Annotated in this window: 15 protein-coding genes; 5 read left to right on the top strand and 10 right to left on the bottom strand. The window is 68.9% G+C overall.

The genetic code is table 11. From position 1 onward, the window contains the following. Nucleotides 1-122: 122 nt before the first annotated feature. The 4 genes from acs to GVV77_RS05760 form a co-directional block, all read right to left on the bottom strand. Entirely contained in the window at nucleotides 123-2,066 is a 1,944-nt protein-coding gene (acs, locus tag GVV77_RS05775) for an acetate--CoA ligase (RefSeq protein WP_343033043.1), read from the bottom strand. Further along, a complete protein-coding gene (locus tag GVV77_RS05770) occupies nucleotides 2,063-2,881 on the bottom strand; it encodes an ABC transporter permease (protein ID WP_159617209.1) in 819 nt (272 codons plus the stop codon). Before GVV77_RS05770 ends, acs begins: the two co-directional genes overlap by 4 nt. After that, the gene (locus GVV77_RS05765) at nucleotides 2,878-3,915 is read right to left on the bottom strand and encodes an aliphatic sulfonate ABC transporter substrate-binding protein (protein WP_159617208.1); all 1,038 of its coding nucleotides are present in this window, start codon (nucleotides 3,913-3,915) and stop codon (nucleotides 2,878-2,880) included. Before GVV77_RS05765 ends, GVV77_RS05770 begins: the two co-directional genes overlap by 4 nt. Before the next feature lie 199 nt (nucleotides 3,916-4,114). Next, nucleotides 4,115-4,927, bottom strand: coding sequence for an ABC transporter ATP-binding protein (locus GVV77_RS05760; RefSeq protein ID WP_159617207.1), 813 nt, complete (start codon nucleotides 4,925-4,927; stop codon nucleotides 4,115-4,117). Between the two features lie 310 nt (nucleotides 4,928-5,237). Between GVV77_RS05760 and GVV77_RS05755 the strand changes: the two genes are divergently transcribed. Continuing rightward, the gene (locus GVV77_RS05755; RefSeq protein WP_159617206.1) at nucleotides 5,238-5,654 is read left to right on the top strand and encodes a CoA-binding protein; all 417 of its coding nucleotides are present in this window, start codon (nucleotides 5,238-5,240) and stop codon (nucleotides 5,652-5,654) included. Nucleotides 5,655-5,663: 9 nt separating this feature from the next. Here the strand turns inward: GVV77_RS05755 and GVV77_RS05750 are convergent, their stop codons facing one another. Next, nucleotides 5,664-6,491, bottom strand: coding sequence for a DUF1206 domain-containing protein (locus GVV77_RS05750; RefSeq protein WP_159617205.1), 828 nt, complete (start codon nucleotides 6,489-6,491; stop codon nucleotides 5,664-5,666). Nucleotides 6,492-6,671: 180 nt separating this feature from the next. Here GVV77_RS05750 and GVV77_RS05745 point away from each other — a divergent pair, with 180 nt between their 5' ends. After that, complete coding sequence (locus tag GVV77_RS05745) at nucleotides 6,672-7,238, top strand: DUF1990 domain-containing protein (RefSeq protein WP_159617204.1); 567 nt, start codon at nucleotides 6,672-6,674, stop codon at nucleotides 7,236-7,238. 124 nt (nucleotides 7,239-7,362) lie between these two features. Here GVV77_RS05745 and purL read toward each other — a convergent pair whose 3' ends face one another. The 5 genes from purL to GVV77_RS05720 all read right to left on the bottom strand — a co-directional run bounded on the left by purL (nucleotide 7,363) and on the right by GVV77_RS05720 (nucleotide 12,408). Then, nucleotides 7,363-9,648 (bottom strand): phosphoribosylformylglycinamidine synthase subunit PurL, encoded by a 2,286-nt coding sequence (gene purL, locus GVV77_RS05740; protein ID WP_159617203.1) that lies wholly within the window; start codon nucleotides 9,646-9,648, stop codon nucleotides 7,363-7,365. Continuing rightward, entirely contained in the window at nucleotides 9,649-10,437 is a 789-nt protein-coding gene (gene purQ, locus GVV77_RS05735) for a phosphoribosylformylglycinamidine synthase subunit PurQ (protein ID WP_201291369.1), read from the bottom strand. Continuing rightward, nucleotides 10,434-10,694: a phosphoribosylformylglycinamidine synthase subunit PurS gene (gene purS / locus GVV77_RS05730; protein ID WP_133404448.1), complete on the bottom strand. Its 261-nt coding sequence runs from the start codon at nucleotides 10,692-10,694 to the stop codon at nucleotides 10,434-10,436. Before purS ends, purQ begins: the two co-directional genes overlap by 4 nt. 197 nt (nucleotides 10,695-10,891) lie before the next feature. Further along, entirely contained in the window at nucleotides 10,892-11,266 is a 375-nt protein-coding gene (locus GVV77_RS18095; protein ID WP_201293177.1) for a subtilase-type protease inhibitor, read from the bottom strand. A gap of 221 nt (nucleotides 11,267-11,487) precedes the next feature. Beyond that, nucleotides 11,488-12,408, bottom strand: a complete 921-nt coding sequence (locus tag GVV77_RS05720) for a 3-methyladenine DNA glycosylase (protein WP_159617202.1) — start codon at nucleotides 12,406-12,408, stop codon at nucleotides 11,488-11,490. A 223-nt stretch (nucleotides 12,409-12,631) separates the two neighbouring features. On the opposite strand from GVV77_RS05720, the gene GVV77_RS05715 reads away from it, so the two are divergent. From GVV77_RS05715 to GVV77_RS05705, 3 genes are all read left to right on the top strand, one after another. Further along, nucleotides 12,632-15,766, top strand: coding sequence for a S8 family serine peptidase (locus GVV77_RS05715; RefSeq protein WP_159617201.1), 3,135 nt, complete (start codon nucleotides 12,632-12,634; stop codon nucleotides 15,764-15,766). A gap of 124 nt (nucleotides 15,767-15,890) precedes the next feature. Then, nucleotides 15,891-16,103, top strand: coding sequence for a hypothetical protein (locus GVV77_RS05710; RefSeq protein WP_159617200.1), 213 nt, complete (start codon nucleotides 15,891-15,893; stop codon nucleotides 16,101-16,103). Between the two features lie 59 nt (nucleotides 16,104-16,162). After that, entirely contained in the window at nucleotides 16,163-16,402 is a 240-nt protein-coding gene (locus GVV77_RS05705; RefSeq protein ID WP_159617199.1) for a hypothetical protein, read from the top strand. Nucleotides 16,403-16,452 lie beyond the last annotated feature (50 nt).

Genomic DNA, 16,452 nt, shown 5'->3' with positions numbered 1-16,452 from the left:
CGGGCGGGTGCCTCAGCGGTGGGCGGCGGGTGCCTCAGCGGTGGGCGGCGGGTGCCTCAGCGGTGGGCGGCGGGTGCCTCAGCGGTGGGCGGCGGGTGCCTCAGCGGTGGGCGGCGAGTGCCTCAGCGGCGGGCGGCGAGTGCCTCAGCAATGCCGGGCAGGCACTCCTCGTTCTGCAGGGAGGTGGTGTCCCCGAGCGGGCTGCCCTCGTACAGTTCGGACAGCACGCGGCGCAGGATCTTTCCCGAGCGCGTTTTGGGCACGTCCTTAACCACGACGACGGCCGCGGGCCGGGCGACCGGGCCGATCCGGGCGGCGACGTGGCGGCGCAGCGTGTCCTCGATGCCGGGCGTACCGGACGCGCCGGGCGCGGGCACAACGAAGGCGGCGATGGCATGGCCGGTGATCGGGTCGCCCACCGGGCAGACACCCGCTTCGCCGACCAGCGGGTGGGCGACGAGGGCCGACTCGATCTCGATCGTCGAGAGCCGGTGCCCGGAGACATTGATGACGTCATCGACCCGACCCAGGATCCAGGTGTCGCCGTCGTCGTCGTAGCGGGCGCCGTCCCCGGACAGGAACCAGCCCTGGTGAGCGAATTTGCGCCAGTACGAGTCCAGGTAGCGGCGCGGGTCGCCCCACACCGTGCGGGCAAGAGCCGGGCCGGGACGGTCGACCACCAGCAGCCCGGGCACGCCTGGCGGCATGGTTGCGCCCTCCTCATCGACGATGCGGGTGCTCACTCCGGGCAGGGCCCGGGCGGCGCACCCGGGCTTGAAGGCGGAGTCCGACGGGCTCGGGGAGAGGACTGCGGCGCCGGTCTCGGACTGCCACCAGGTGTCAACCACCGGCACGGTGCGCCGGCCGAGCTGGTCCCGGAACCAGTTCCAGGCCACCGGGTTGACGGCCTCACCGACGGTGCCGAGCACACGGATGCTCGAGAGGTCGTAGGATTCCGGGACGCCGGCGGGGAACCATGAGCGAAGCGCGCGCACCAGCGTGGGCGCTGTGTAGTAGCTGGTCACCCCGTAGCGTTCGATGATTTCGAAGTGCCGGCCCGGGTGCGGGGTGTCCGGTGTCCCCTCGAAGAGGACCTGCGTGGCGCCATTGGACAGCGGCCCGTACAGCACGTAGGTGTGGGCCGTCACCCAGGCGAGGTCCGCGGTGCACCAGTGGACCTCGCCGTCCCGCCGCACGCCGACCGGCGGGCCGAAGAGGTGCTGGAAGCTCCACGACGCCTGGGTCAGGTAGCCGCCCGAAGTGTGGAGCAGCCCCTTGGGCCGGCCAGTGGTTCCCGAGGTGTACATAATGAACAGCGCGGTTTCGGCGTCGAACGCCTCGGGGGAATGCTCCGGCGAGGCGGCCGCGAGCGCCTCGTGCCAGTCGACGTCGCGGCCGGCGGTCCAGGCGATGTCCGAGCCGGTGCGCCGGACCACGAGCAGATGGTCGAGGCCCGCGATGCCCTCGACCGCGGCGTCGGCGATGTCCTTGACCGGGACAGCGGTTCCCCTCCGGAACTGGCCGTCGCTGGTGATGAGCAGCTTCGCCCCGGTGTCCTTCACCCGGAAGCGCAGGGCCTCGGCTGAGAATCCGCCGAAGACGAGGGAGTGGACCGCTCCGATCCGGGCGCAGGCGAGGGCGGCGACGACCGTCTCGACGAGCACCGGAAGGTAGATCACCACCCGGTCGCCCCTGCCGATACCCAGGGCCAGCAGGGCGTTGGCCGCCCGGCTCACCTGCTCGAGCAGCTCGGCGTAGGAGACGCTCCGGCGGTCCCCCGGCTCCCCCTCGAAGTGAAGGGCCGTCCGGGCGCCGTGGCCGGCGGCAACATGCCGATCGACGCAGTTGGCGGCGACATTGAGGCGGCCGCCGGAGAACCACTCGATCCGTGGCACCGAGAGCTCGCCGTCCGGGCCCGGCCGGGCCGGCTCGAAAGTGTGCGCCGTTTGCCAGTCCGCCTCCCAGTTCAGGCGCCGGGCCTGCTCCTCCCAAAAGCGGATGCGGTCGGTGTCGAGGTCCGGGGCCGGGTCCGCCGCCGGTACGGCCTGAGGGTCGGGTGCGTTCAGGCCCACCGCCGCACCGCCCAGCGCTGGGCGAGCCCCAGGAGGGCGTCGGTGGTCTTGCCGAGGACGGCGAGGAGCACGATGGCCAGGAAGATCCGATCGACCCTGCCGTTGTTCTGGGAGTCACTCAACAGCCAGCCCAGGCCCATTGAGGCTGCGATGAGTTCGGCGGCGACGAGGAACAGCCAGGACTGGGCCAGGGCGAGGCGCAGTCCGGAGAACACCGCCGGGATGATGGCTGGCAGTTGGACGGTGGTGAGGAGCCGGAACCCGGTAAGGCCGAAGGCCCGACCCGCCTCGACGAGGTTCCGGTCGACGTGGCGCAGCGCGAGGGACACCGTCGTGAAGACCGGGAAGAACGCTCCAATCAGGATCAGGGTGACCTTCGAGTCCTCGTTGATGCCGATCCAGAGGATCAGCAGGGGAACCCAGGCCAGCGACGGGACGGCGCGCACGGCGCCGATCGTGGGGCCAAGGAGGGCGTCCGCCGTGCGGGAGAGCCCCAGCACCGCCCCCGCGGTCAGGCCGAGCGCGGCTCCGGCGGCGAAGCCCAGCAGGACGCGCTGGGTGCTGATGCCGAGGTGGACGCCGAGTTCGCCGCGCTCGAGAAGTTCGGCCCCGGCGGCCGCTACGGCGCCCGGCGGGGGCAGCTGCGCGGGGGTGTTGGTTCCCGTCACCGAGCTCAGCTGCCAGGCCCCAAGCAGCAGCGCAGGGACGATCAGCCCCAGCAGGGCACCCCGCACCCGCCGGGCGCTGCCGGAGCCGCGGTTCCTTGACCGCGGCGGTGCCGCCACTTCCGAAGTGGTGGGCGCTGTCATGAGGAGGCCCCGACGGCGGAGGCGTCGGCCTTCTTCACCAGGGAGTCATCGAACAGGGAGTTCAGGGCCGTGTCGACCTGCTCCTGGGAGCTGACATCCCCCGACTCGACGAAGACCGGGCCGATCTTCTCGAGGACCTCCCGCTGGGCGTCGCCGGGCACGGGATCCACGTCCAGGTTGGTGCGCTCAAGGATGACCGAGTTGGCGACCGCCGGGTCGATCGCGGCGACTTCCGCAAGGATCGCCGCAGTGTCCTCGGGGTTGTCCGAGGCCCACTCGCGGGCCTTCTCGTAGGCGTTTACCACCGTCTGCGCGACGTCGGGCTTTTCCTCGAGGAAGCTCTCGGTGGCGTTGAGGAACCCGTAGCTGTTGAAGTCGATGTTCCGGAAGAACAGTTCGGCGCCGTCCTGTTCGGCCGCCGCCATGATCGGGTCAAGTCCGGACCACGCGTCCACGGCGCCGTTGGCAAGGGCGGTCCGGCCATCGGCGTGCTGAAGGTTCTGCACCGTCACCTCGGCCGGATCGACTCCCGCGGACTCGAGGGCCTGAAGCAGGAAGAAGTAGGGGTCGGTGCCCTTGGTGGCCGCGACCGACTTGCCGCGAAGGTCCTCCACCGTGGTGATTCCCGAATCGGGGGAGGCGACGAGCGCCGCCCACTCCGGCTGCGAGTAGATCTCGATGGTCTTGATCGGTGACCCGTTGGAGCGTGCGAGCAGCGCAGCCGACCCTGCGGTGGATCCGACGTCGATCGCCCCGGCCCGCAGGGCCTCGTTGGCCTTGTTCGAGCCGGCGGACTGGACCCAGTTCACCGTGATTTCCTGGTCGGCGAGCTCCTCCTCAAGCCAGCCCTGTTCCTTGATCACGAGGCTCAGCGGGTTGTAGGTCGCGAAGTCGATGTTCAGCGTGCCGCCTGTCGTAGCGGTCTCGGCTGCGTTGCCGCCGGTAGCGGTGTTCTCTCCGGCCATGCATCCGCTCAGCCCAAGGGACAGGGCTGCGGCAACGGAGGCGGTGCGGAGAAGGGTGAGACGGGTCATGGGGTTCCTTCGGTTGGTGGAGGGAGTGGAGGTGCGGCGCAGAACCGCAGGGGGTACGGCCTGAGGAGGGTATGGCTGAACGAGGGTATGGCTGGAGGAGGTACGGCGGAGCGGTGCTCGACGAAGCGCGGGAGGAACCGGAGGGAGCTTTAGGCGGGCGGATGGGCCCTGCCGGTCAGCTCTGCCGGTCGGCCTGCAGTCAGTGGGCGGTGACGCCGAGCAGGGCGAGCAGGTTCCGGCGCAGCTCCGCGAGTTCGCGGGAACTGCGGTCGCGGGGCCGGGCCCCGGGGACGGGGATCAGGTCTTTAACCGTTGACCCCGGCCCGTCCTCGCTGCTGCCGAGCACGAGGATCCGGTCGGCGAGCTGGAGCGCCTCGTCGACGTCGTGGGTCACCAGCAGCACCGTTGTGGGCTGTGCCGCGTGGATCTCCAGGAGCAGGTCCTGCATCTTGAGGCGGGTCAGCGCGTCGAGGGCGCCGAAGGGCTCATCGAGCAGCAGGACGCCGGGGGTGCGGGCCAGGGCGCGCGCGAGCGAGGCCCGCTGCGCCATTCCCCCGGAGACCTCCCGGGGGCGGTGCTTGGCGAAGCGGTCAAGGCCCACAAGGTGAAGCAGTTCGGCCACCTTGGCCTTGCCCGCGCTCGCACTCGAGGACTTGGGTAGGCCAATGGCGACATTGGCCTGCAGCGTGTGCCAGGGCAGCAGGCGGGGTTCCTGGAAGGCAACGGCGCAGCGCTCGTCGATGCCGCGGACTTCGGTGCCATCGATCAGCACGCTGCCCGCGTCGGGGGTGTCGAGGCCCGCCGCGGCGCGCAGGAGCGTCGACTTCCCGCAGCCGCTCGTGCCGAGGATTGCGAGGACTTCACCGGGCCGGATGTTCACGGTGACGTCCCGCAGCACCACCCGCCGGTCGCTTGAGGTGCCGAAACTGCGCCCCAGCCGGCTGAAGCTCACCTCAAGGGGCGGCCTGCGGCGCGGGTCCGTGGTTGTCGAAGATGCCAGAACAGCAGTCATAGAGGTCTCCATCGATCCTGGCAGTAGCACCCTACGGAACATGCCTTAGCCCGGCGCCTTTCGGCGCCCGGCACCCGCGGCCTGCTCCTCGTTATTGCCCGGTATCAGGGGGACACGGACAACCAGGGTTGCTGCGGCTTCATCGATCCAGGTCTCTCAGCCGCTCGGGATGGTCAAGCACCACTAAACGCCTCTCCCCGCGGAGGCGGCAAATCTTCCCCGTAATAAACAGACACGCGCCGGCCTTCTTGACGGCTCCCGCACTCGAGGGGTTCTCATAGGCTGAAGGCCACGGAAAGGAAGGACAACGGTGAAGCACTCCAATGATCCCGCGGTGATCCGGCGGCTCCTGAGCGAGCCGGGCCGGTGGGCCGTCGTCGGCCTCTCGAACAACCCGCGGCGGGTGGCGCTGGGCGTCTCCCGGTTCCTGATGGACCGGTTGGACAAGGAGATCGTGCCGGTGAGCCTCAAGGGCGACGACGTGCACGGCCAAAAAGGCTATACCACCCTGGGCGAGATCCCGGGCCCCATCGACGTCGTCGACTGCTTCGTGAACTCCACCCGGGTCGGCGCCGTGGTGGACCAGGCGATCGCCGTCGGTGCCAAGGCGGTCTGGCTGCAGCAGGGCGTCATCGACGAAGCGGCCGCGCAGCGCGCCAAGGATGCCGGGCTCGACGTCGTGATGGACACCTGCCCGGTCACCGAAAGTCCCCGCTTCGGACTCTGACGGGGCGACTCACATACGCTGGTAGCGCGAGCGGACCATCAGGAACAGCCCGTAGCACATCAGGCCGACGGCGACAGCGCCTAGGATCCAGATGCCGAACGGCTGCCCGGCAAGGGTCTTTAGGGCTCCGTCGAGTCCCGTTGACTGCTCCGGGTTGTTCCGTAGGGTCGCCAGGACGAGCAGGAAACCGAGAACCGCGAGAGCTACACCCTTGGCGACGTAGCCTGCCCGGCCCAGCGTGACGACCGCCGAACCGGCCTGTCCCGAGGGAAGCCGGGTGAGGTTCTCCTTGAACTTCTTGGTGGCCCCGCTGTAGACGAAGTAGCCGGCGGTGGCGAGCAGGCCGAGCCCGATGGCGATCAGCAGGGCCGCCCCGGCGGGGTGGGCCATCAGGGACGCTGTGGTCGACTGCGTCGACTGGCCGCTGTCACTCGTTCCGCCGACGGCGTAGCGCCCGAAGCCGACGCCGATCGCCGCGTAGACGACAGCTTGTGCGCCAAACTTGAGCCGTTGTTTGGTCCGTTCCTTGCCGCTGACGTGCTTTACGCCGAAGAAAACCTGGCTCAGCAGAAACAGCGACAGGGCAATGCAGCCCAGGAAGCACGCCCACATGAGGATCCTTCCTCCGGGCCCGCCGGCCAGCTGCTGCAGCGCCCCGCTCTGGTCGGCCTCGCCGGAACCGCCGGTGGCGATCCGCAGGGCGATGATGCCGATCAGCAGGTGGAGCAGCCCCGCGGCGATGTAACCGGCCCGTGCGGCCAGCTGGAAGCCCTTCGAGTCGGCTACGTCCTCGGCGGCGTCGGCCGCCTTCGTTGCCTGACGTTTTGCCTCGCCCATGATTTCCTCCTGCAGGTGTGTGGCACCATCCTCCCACCTTTGCCGACCTCCGGCGGTGCCGGTGAGGGAGTACTTTCAAGCGGCTACGCTCGAAGCAGCGGCTCCCTCCAGCGGGGCCGGACAGTGGTGCGAGACGGCGGTGGAAGACGGTGGTGGGAGACGGTGGTGGGAGACGGGCGGATGAACGGGTTGAGCTACGCGGAGCAGGGCAGCACGGACCGCCCCTTCCCCGAGCCGATGACCGGCGGCTGGCCGGAGGGCTACCGGGTGGCGGTGGGGGCGTACCCGCTTGAGGCCGGGGACCCTGCCGCTGCCTTCGAGGCCCTGGCCGAGGGAATTCTTAGCTGGCGGCTGCACCGCGGCGCAGGCCTGCGGGTGGACACCGTCACTCCGCGGGCCGTTCCGGGAGCGGAGGTCAGCACGGCTCTGGGGGTCGGTCCTTTCCGGCTGCCCGCCCCGAGCACGGTGCTGTGGTCGCGGGAGGTGCTCCGCGACGGCTCGGGCCGGCCGGTGCCGGGCCAGCGGGCGGGGTTCGGCTACGGCACGCGGAGGGGCCACCCGGTGCGCGGTGAGGAGGGGTTTTACGCCGAGCTCACTCCCGACGGGAAGCTGGTCTTCCGGGTGAGCGCATACAGCGTCCCGGCCTCGGCGTTCTACCGGTTCGGGGCTCCGGCGCTGCGGCTGGTGCAGCGGCACGTCACCGCCCGGTACGTCCAGGCGGCCCGCCTGCTTGCCGGGAGGAATTAACCCGACGCGGGCCGGGACCGGGGCGTCTCCGCCCCGGTCCCGGCCCTTTCCTGTCGTTTCAGAGTGCCCTGTCGTTTCAGAGTGCCCGGTTGTTCAGAGTGCCCTGTCCTTGAGAGCCCGGTCCCTAGGCGAAGTGCTTGGGGAGGGTCCCCTCGTGGGCTTCCTTCAGCTCGGCCAGCGGCAGGGTGAAGTGGCCCTGTACGTCGAGGGCCTGGTTTTCGGTGTCCACGATGCCGATCCGGAGCGCCGGGTAGTTCCGGGCGGTGCACATGTCGTTGAAGCGCACCTCCTCAGAGCGGGGAACGCTGACGATTGCCCGGCCCTGGCTTTCGCTGAACAGCGCGGTGAACGCGTCGATGCCGTCGCGCTCGCACAGTTCGTCGATGCCGATGCGCGCCCCCACGCCGAACCGCAGTGCCGCCTCGGACAGGGCGGCGGCGAGGCCGCCTTCGGAGAGGTCGTGGGCGGCGTCGATCATGCCGTCGCGCGAGGAGTTGACCAGCACCGCGGCGAGGGTCTTCTCCGCCGCCAGGTCCACCACCGGCGGCGTGCCGCCGAGGTGGCCGCGCAGGTTCGCCCATTCGGATCCGTCGAGTTCGTTCCGCGTGGTGCCGAGCAGGTAGATGGCCTGCCCGTCCTCGCGCCAGCCCGAGGGGGTCCGGCGGGCGACGTCGTCGAACACGCCCAGCACGCCCACCACGGGGGTCGGGTGGATCGCCACGCCCCCGGTCTGGTTGTAGAGCGAGACGTTGCCGCCGGTGACGGGCACGCCGAGCTCCTGGCAGGCATCGGCGAGTCCGCGGACGGTCTCGGCGAACTGCCACATCACCTCGGGGTCCTCCGGGGATCCGAAGTTGAGGCAGTCGGTGACGGCCAGCGGCTTCGCGCCGGAGGTGGCGACATTGCGGTACGCCTCCGCCAGGGCCAGACGGGCGCCCTCGTACGGGTTCAGGTAGGAGTAGCGGCCATTGGCGTCGGTGGAGAGGGCGACGCCGAGGCCGGTCTCCTCGTCGACGCGGATCACGCCGGCGTCGTCGGGCATGGCCAGGGCGGTGTTGCCCTGCACATGGCGGTCGAACTGGTTGGTGACCCAGTCCTTCGAGCACATATTGGGGGAGGACATGAGTTCGAGCACCGCGGCGCGCAGGTCCGGGGCGGAGCCCTGAAAGGAGTCCGCCTGGACGCCGTCGAGCCAGACCGGGCGGTGGTAGGGCCGCTCGTAGACGGGCCCGTCATGGGCGACGGTGCGCGGGTCGACGTCGACGATGGTCTCGCCGTCCCACTCGATGACCAGCCGGCCGGTGTCGGTGACTTCGCCCAGCCAGGAGTATTCGACGTTCCACTTGTCCATAATGGCTTCGAACGCCGCGGCATTGGCCGGGGTGACGACGGCCATCATCCGCTCCTGGGATTCCGACATCAGGATTTCGCCGGGGGTCAGGGTCGGGTCCCGCAGGAGGACCTTCGTGAGTTCGACGTGCATGCCGCCGTCGCCGTTCGAGGCCAGCTCGGAGGTGGCGCAGGAGATGCCGGCCGCCCCGAGGTCCTGGATGCCCTCGACGACCGAGGCCTTGAACAGTTCCAGGCAGCACTCGATGAGCACCTTCTCCGCGAACGGGTCGCCCACCTGCACGGCGGGGCGCTTGGACGGCTTGGCGTCGTCGAAGGATTCGGAGGCGAGGACGGAGGCCCCGCCGATCCCGTCGCCGCCGGTGCGCGCACCGAAGAGGACGACTCGATTGCCGACGCCCGAGGCGTTGGCGAGGCGGATGTCCTCGTGGCGCAGGACGCCTACGGCCAGCGCGTTGACCAGCGGGTTGCCCTGATAGGAGGAGTCGAAGACGACTTCGCCGCCGATGTTGGGCAGGCCGAGGGAGTTGCCGTAGCCGCCGATGCCCGAGACGATGCCGTGAACCAGGCGCGCGGTGCCGGGGTGGTCGATCGCGCCGAAGCGCAGCGGGTCCATGACGGCGACCGGGCGGGCGCCCATCGAGATGATGTCGCGGACGATCCCGCCGACTCCGGTCGCTGCGCCCTGGTAGGGCTCCACGAACGAGGGGTGGTTGTGGGATTCGACCTTGAAGGTCACGGCCCAGCCGTCGCCGATGTCCACGACGCCGGCGTTCTCGCCGATGCCCACGAGCAGGTGTTCCTTCATGGCGTCGGTGACCTTGTCGCCGAACTGGCGCAGGTGGACCTTTGAGGACTTGTAGGAGCAATGCTCGCTCCACATCACCGAGTACATCGCCAGTTCGGCGCCGGTGGGGCGGCGGCCGAGGATCTCGACGACGCGGTCGTACTCGTTCTGCTTCAGCCCGAGTTCGGCCCAGGGGAGCGCCTGGCCGGGGGTTGCCTCGGCGTTGGCGACGGTGTCGATGTTGAACTTCTTGGACATTGTCTCTGCAGTCACTTAGCCAACCAGTTTCTTGAGTACCGAGGTGAAGATGCCGAGGCCGTCGGTGCCGCCGCGGAGGTCGACCTCGCCGCGGGCCGAGGAGTCGGGGCCGAAGCCGGGCTCGACGGCGTGTTCGGGGTGCGGCATGAGCCCGACAACGTTGCCTGCGGCGTTGGAGATTCCGGCGATGTCGCGGCGGGAGCCGTTCGGGTTGTCTCCCACGTAGCGGAACACGACGCGGCCCTCACCTTCGAGCTCGTCGAGGGTGTGCTCGTCGGCGACAAACTGTCCGTCCTGGTTCTTCAGCGGCACCACGATCTCCTCGCCGGCCGCGTAGTCGGAGGTCCACAGGGTGTCGGCGTTCTCGACGCGCAGGCGCTGGTCGCGGCACAGGAAGTGGAGGGAGTTGTTCTTGATCATCGAGCCCGGCAGCAGGTGTGCCTCGGTGAGGACCTGGAAGCCGTTGCAGATGCCGAGGACGGGCAGCGCGCCCGGCCCGCCGGTGGCCGCCGCGGTGATCTGTTCCATCAGGGGCGCGAAGCGCGAGATGGCCCCGGCGCGGAGGTAGTCGCCATAGGAGAAACCGCCGGGGATGATGACGGCGTCGACGCCCCGAAGGTCGTGGTCGCCGTGCCAGAGGGAGATGGCGGTCCCGCCGGCCAGACGCACGGCCCGCATTGCGTCCCGGTCATCGAGGGTGCCCGGGAAGGTGACGACGCCGACCCGTACCCCGGCGAGGCTGCCCTCGGTCGAGGCCGAGGGGAACGGCTGGAAGTCACCGATCAAAGGGGTTTCGACGCTCACTCGGCGTCCTCCTGGATGACCTCCACGCGGGTCACATCTTCGATCACCGGGTTGGAGAGCAACGTGCTGGCCGCGCTGCGGGCCTGCTCAAGCAGTTCGGGGGTGACTTCCCCGGCGACTTCGAGTTCGAACCGCTTGCCCTGGCGGACCCCGGCGAAACCGGTAAGGCCAAGCCGGGGGAGCGCGCCTGCAATGGCTTTGCCCTGCGGGTCGAGGATTTCGGGTTTGGGCATGACGTCAACAACGATCCGGGGCATCCGGCAACTCCTGTGAGTGAAGCGGCAAGTGCTGGGGGTGCCAGCATTAAATGCAGGGGCCCGGAAGTGCCGTCTCACGCCGGGTGGACCAGGGGTCGACAGGTCCGGCGCTCCGCGAGCTTGCCCCTTCAGTCTACCGGCCCGGGATGCCCGGCCCGAACCGGGGCCGGGGCACCGAAGCAGAGGGCGGGCAGGCCCTAGAACGCCCCGCCGGTGCCGAGGATCTCCTTGACGGCGTCCCAGCGGGAGATTTCGCACCCGTTGGTGCGGGCGAAGCGCGCCCGGACGGGCTTGCCGTCGACGGTGCCCGTGATCGAGGCGGTCTGTGGTCCGCCGTAGATTTCGGTGCACACGATGTTCTTGTCCGGGATGGCCGTAAAGAATTTCACCCCGAGCCGGGACACGACCGCGCAGGCGGCCTCGGCGTTGGGCAGGGAAGTGCCGGGGCCGGGCCGGCCCTCAACGCATTCGAGGATGTACTCGGCGGGTTCGACGTCGGGGGACTCCCGGATGGTGACCGCCAGGCGGGTTCCGCCGGCCGAGGGCGGCGGTGCTGGGGTTTTCGAAGTCATTGTCGGTGCCTCCGTGGGAGTCGGGCCTGGGCTTGCGGACGGTGGGGCGGGCGCAGGCTGGCCGGGAGTGGTGGGCGCAGCGGAGCCGGGAGCGGACGACGCCGACGGAGCAGTGGCCGACGGAGAAGTGGTGGTTTCGTTGCCGTCGGTTCCGCCCCCGGTGCAGCCGGTGAGTGCGGCAAGGAGCAGGGCCGTGGCTGCCGCGGCCGTCAGGTGGGGCCTCACGGGGTGCCTCCGTTCCGGGTGGTGATGGGGCGGGACATGGCTTCGGCGGCGTCAAGGTGCTCAAGGAGCCGGGAGCGCAGCTGCTGGGATTCGGAGGAGAACCGGCGCTGCTCCCGGACGTAGGCGGCCCTGCCCGCGGGCGTCTCAATGCGGACCGGCGGGTAACCCCAGCTGCTGAGATCGTACGGCGAAGCCTGCATATCGAGGATCCGGATGCGCCAGGACAGCTCGAAACAGTCGAGGATCAGGGTGCTGGGCAGGAGGGGACTGAGCTTGTAGGCCCACTTATAGAGGTCCATATTGGCGTGGAGGCAGCCGGGCTGCTCCAACTGGCGCTGATTTTCCCGTGTGGGGGCCAGCTCGTTGAGCGGGACGGCCTGCGGGGTGTAGAAGCGGAAGGCATCGAAGTGTGAACAGCGGATCCGGGATTCCTCGACGACGGCGTCGGTGCCCCCGGCGCCGAGGCGCAGGCCGAGGTAGTCGTGGCGGACGCCGTTCAGCTCCGACTTGTATGCCATGGCCCACTCGTGCAGTCCGAAACAGCCGTACTGGCCCGGCCGCCGCAGGGTCCCCGCGAGGATGACACGCACGAAAGCCAGGGTCTCGGCCCGCTCCGAGCGGAAGGCGTCGAGGTCGACGGTGACGGCGCCGTCGGGAAGGGGGGTGTAGTACTTCCAGTTGCGCCGCTCCCCAGCGAGCGGACCGCGCAGGGCGGTGCCGGCTCCGGGGTGCCAGCGCAGCAGCTGGCCGGGTTTGTGGTTGTAGTAGGTGAAGAGGAAGTCCTCCACCGGGTGTTTCTCTCCGGCAGCTCGGCGCTGGAGGTAGGGCTCCGTGAAGCGCCGGACGCGCGCCGAATACTCCTCCTGCTGGGGGAGCCAATCCTCCTGCTCGAGGACTTGTTGGGGTACCGGCGACATGGTTCTATTATCAGCCTTAGAAACGGCGTCGGGCGTCCTGTCAAGCCTCGCCGGGAAAGTGATTTCTTCTGCTATCCAAGTGTGAGTTGCCTCGGGTAAATTAATACTGCTGTGGCGTTTGTGACTCCTGTCACAGATGGGGATCCGGTGGCGGAAGCCCACAGCATGAGGGGCACACGGTTACTCCCGCCGAGCCCGCATTGAATGAAAGGCTCTTCTCCTAATGATCCAACGAGGACAAGCCGGACTGCGGAGCCCACGGCTCCGCCGCGTCACGGCGATCGCGCTGGGGGTGCCGCTACTGATGTCGTCTGCGGCAGTGACCCCCGCCGTCTTCGCGGCCCAGGTACCCGCGCAGACTTCAACGCAGCTTCCAGGCGTTTCCCCATCGAGTTTCACGGATGGCCGCTACATCGTCGTCCTCAAGGAACACCCCCTTGCCATGTACGAGGGCGGCGCGGACGGCATCCCGGCAACGAAGCCGGGCAAGGGCGAAAAGCTCACAAAGGAGTCTCCGAACGCCCGCGCCTACGAGGCCCGGCTGAAGAAGAGCCAGACAGCTGTTGCGGCCGCGGTCAACGCGGAGGTCGGCAAGTCCTTCACCACAGCCCTCAACGGATTCACCTCAAATCTCACCGCCGAGCAGGCGGCGCTGCTTTCCAAGAACCCGAACGTCTACGTCGTCGCGCCGGACACCCAGAACAGCCCCGACTACTCAAGCGCCGACTTCCTCGGCCTGACCGGCGAGGACGGCCTCTGGGCCACCCAGCTCGGTGGAGCCGCGAACGCGGGCAAGGGAACGGTCGTCGGCGTGATCGACACCGGCTACCGCCCGGAAAACGCCTTCTTGACCGGCGCCGAGGTCAAGCCGCTCCAGGGGGAACCCGTGGTGGGCGAGCCCTACCTCACCCCCGACGGCAAGATCGCGATGCTCAAGGCCGACGGCAGCACCTTCTTGGGCGAGTGCCAGACCGGCCAGGACTTCGACGGCAGCGCCTGCAATTCCAAGGTCCTCAGCGCCCGCTACTTCGCCGACGACTTCCTCGGCTCCGTGCCCGAGACGGACCGTTCACCCGATGAGCGGATTTCTCCCATCGACGTGGACTCCCACGGCACCCACACCGCATCGACCGCGGCGGGCAACGCCGACGTAGAGGCCACCGTCGACGGCAGGAGCTTTGGCAAGGGCGCCGGCGTCGCCCCCGCCGCCGCCGTGTCCGTGTACAAGATCTGCTGGGAGGACAACGACCCCAACTCGGGAGGCTGCTACAGCTCCTCCGCGGTCGAGGCGATCGAGCAGTCGATCCTCGACGGGGTGGATGTCCTCAACTACTCCATCTCCGGCAACAACAACTCCACCACCGACCCGGTGGCGCTTGCTTTCCTCTCCGCGGCCTCCGCGGGGATCTTCGTCTCCACCTCGGCAGGCAACTCCGGGCCGACCGCCAGCACCGTAAACCACAGCTCCCCGTGGCTCACCACGGTGGCCGCAAGCACGTTCTCCCACGAGCTGCAGGGCACCGTCGAACTCTCGGACGGCACCAAGTACCGCGGCACGTCGGTGATGAACCGCGAGGTCCCGCAGACCGCCGTCGTCCTCGCGGCCGATGCCGCAGCCGCCGGAGTGACTGCGGCCGACGCGGCCCTGTGCAAGACGGACAGCCTCGATGCCGCCAAGGTGACGGGCAAGATCGTCGTCTGCGACCGCGGCGTGGTTGACCGGGTGCTTAAGAGCGCAACCGTCGAGAAGGCAGGCGGCGTTGGCATGATCCTCGTCAACGTGGTGCCCGGGTCACTCGACCTTGACCTCCACGCAGTGCCGACCGTCCACATCGACGGCGTCGAAATCAAGGAGAAGCTCAAGGCCACCCCGGCGCTCACCGCGGCTCTCGTCGACGAGGACACCACGGACCTTCCCACTCCGAAGGACCCGCAGATCGCTGCGTTCTCTTCGCGTGGACCGTCGCTGGCAGTGAACTCGGACTTCCTGAAGCCCGACATCACGGCTCCCGGCGTCAACGTCCTGGCCGGTGTCTCCCCGGTCGGGACCGGGGAGAACTTCGGATTCCTTTCCGGTACGTCCATGGCTGCCCCGCAGGTCGCCGGTCTCGGCGCCCTGGTCCTGGCGAAGAACCCCGCCTGGTCCCCAGCCGCCGTGAAATCGGCCCTGATGACCACCGCAGGTGACGTGCTGACCGAGGAGGGCGCGGCCAACAAGGACGTCTTCGCCGTCGGCGCCGGCCATGTGAACCCCGCCGCGATGCTGACCCCCGGGCTCGTGTACGACGCGGATGCCGCCCACTGGAACGGCTTCCTGCAGAGCCTCGGCGCACCCCTTGGGCTCCGGAAGCCGCAGGTCGTCGGAGCGAAGGACGTTAACGTTCCCTCGATCGCAGTCGGCAAGCTGACCGGGAAGGTCACGGTGACCCGTACGGTCACCGCTACCGCACCGGGAAGCTACACCGCCGCGGTGGACCTCCCCGGCATCGCCACCAAGGTGGCGCCGGCACGGCTCGACTTCGCCGCCGCAGGCGAGTCCAAGAGCTTCAAGGTGACTTTCGAGAACAAGTCGGCGGCGCTTGACGCCTTCGCGATGGGCTCGCTGACCTGGACCGAAGCTCAGGGCGCCACGGTGGCCTCGCCGATCGCCGTCCGTCCGGTCACCGCCGTGATGCCCGCTGCGGTGTCCTTCACGTCTGCAGCAGGAACCGGATCCGGAACCTTCAAGGTCACGGCGGGGACGACGGGCACCGTCGACCTCTCCGTCAAGGGACTGGCGAAGGCCGACAGCACCGCCGTCGAACTGGTTCCCGGCCCCAGCAACGGGACCGCCGATGCGAGCAACAGCGTAAGGGATGTCGAGGTTCCCGCGGGTACGTCGCTGGCCCGGTTCGCTGTGAATTCGGCCGACGCGAATGCCGACTTCGACCTGTTCGTCATCACCCCTGCAGGAGGGGTACTCTCGGCAGCGACGGCGTCGGCAAGCGAGTCGCTGCTGCTGAACAACCCGGCTCCGGGAACCTACACGGTCGTTGCCAACCTCTACAGCAGCCCCGACAACCGGCCCACCAAGGCCACCGTCGACGCCGTCGTGCTGGGCGGTGACGAGGGGAACCTCAAGGTCTCCCCGGATCCGATCCAGTTCAAGAACGGTAAGGAATCCACGGTAAGCCTGTCCTGGACCGGCCTCGAGCCGGGCAGCTACGTGGGACGGGTGTTCTTCGGCGACGCCGGTTCGACGGCGGTGAGCCTCGAGGTGGGTGCGAACGGTGCCACCACGGTGACACCGGCCGGGTCCCCGGTCCTCGTCGAGGACGCCACGGCCGCGCCGGCCGCGGGAGGTTCGACCCTCCGCTGACCGAGAAGTAGTACCAAACCACCGGCAGGTGGGGCCGGCGGCTTCGGCCGCCGGCCCCACCTGCCTTTTTCTGGGCCCGCCGTGGGAAAATACCGAAGACAGCAGAAATGCGGGAGGGACGGGCATGCCGAATCGAGAAGGCTTCATCGAGCGCTTCATGCGTCTTACCGGCCGGGCGCGGACCTTCTTCGGCCCGGCGCAGTCAAGCTCCCTCGACCATCCAATGACTGTCGAAAATCAGGAGCTGCTGAAGCAAAGGCAGTCCGAGGCGGATCAGTGGGAGACGATCACCCGGGCCGACGGCTCGACCTACATCGTTCCCCGCCGGCCGTCCTGACCGGCGCTTTCCGCACCCACCCGGCGTAAAATGAGGTGTACCTCGAAAGAAGGTGCATCATGGAAAATCTTTCGGAACACGAGAAGCGACGCCGGGTCCGGCGCCCCCCTTATAGCCGCCTCGACTCGTTCGTCCGACTGTTCCTGGGCCCCGCCGACCGCGGCGGATCGGAAACCCCCGTTGTCCATCGACACGACGCAGCCGAGGACCTTAGCGAAAGTCAGCTGGCCGGCATCGAGATGAAAGAAGACTCGGAGGGCCACCACTACGCGGTGCGGAGGCCGACCGACGAGACGTAGGGGCGCGGCGGAAAGCCCAGCGCGCTCCGCTCAGGACGGTGCGGGCCGGG

The sequence above is a fragment of the Arthrobacter zhaoguopingii genome (assembly GCF_009828605.1).
In the GTDB taxonomy this organism is placed as follows: domain Bacteria; phylum Actinomycetota; class Actinomycetes; order Actinomycetales; family Micrococcaceae; genus Arthrobacter_D; species Arthrobacter_D zhaoguopingii.
Note: the sequence above shows the minus strand (reverse complement) of the source record. Positions and strands in the feature narration are given on the sequence as shown.